The sequence below is a fragment of the Vibrio sp. 1078-1 genome, from assembly GCF_033340475.1.
On the sequence record NZ_JAWOWM010000177.1, the window covers coordinates 1 to 858 of the forward strand.

An 858-nucleotide genomic window follows, 5' to 3' on the forward strand; every position below is an offset into this window, starting at 1 on the left:
GCTCACCCTGCAGTAAACGACTTGGCCGATCGAGATAAGCCAGAAACCAAAGAAATTAAATCGGCAATTCGCCAACTTCGCTCTTCTCTTGCTCAAGCCAACTATCAATTTGCCCATGAGTCAGCGGCAGAAGATAAAGTAAAGCTCACACCACTTGTTGGTCTTGGTAAGCGTCGAAACTTACTAAACCAGCAAATCGTCAAGCTACTAGCAGCAGCAAAGAACGAAATTTTCATCTGTACGCCATATTTTAACTTCCCTAAATCAATTCACCGGGAAGTAAAACGTGCGATGAAACGTGGAGTAAAAGTAACGATCGTGGTAGGAGATAAAACCGCGAACGATTTCTATATCTCTCCAGAAGAAGATTTCAAAACCATTGGTGGTCTTCCTTACCTGTACGAGGTAAATCTGCGCCGCTTTGCCAAAGCAAATGAGGCGAACATTGCAGCTCGTAAGCTTTCAGTCCACTTATGGAAGCATGAAAACAACAGCTTCCACCTAAAAGGTATCTGGGTTGATAAACGATACATGCTGCTTACAGGTAACAACTTAAATCCGCGTGCTTGGTCTCTCGATCTTGAAAATGGTTTATTGATTCAAGATGACTACGCAAACCTTACTCATAAGTTTGAAGATGAAGTAGCCCGAATCCTTGAACATACGCAGCTAATCTGCACTTACAAACAGTTGGAAAAAGTCGAAGATTACCCGCTTGCTGTGCAAAAACTCGTGAGAAAAATCACTCGCTTAAAAGCTGACGGTGTTTTAAAGCGTATCCTTTAAATATCTTCCGCTTATTTGTCTTTCGAAAGCCCAACTTATGTTGGGTTTTTTTTGTACATGGCAGATCAAGTG

1 protein-coding gene is annotated in these 858 nt (G+C 42.0%); it reads left to right on the top strand.

From position 1 onward, the window contains the following. Window positions 1-786 (top strand): CDP-diacylglycerol--serine O-phosphatidyltransferase (gene pssA / locus R7190_RS26425; protein WP_318137745.1); only part of this gene is annotated, 786 nt, incomplete at its 5' end. Window positions 787-858 lie beyond the last annotated feature (72 nt).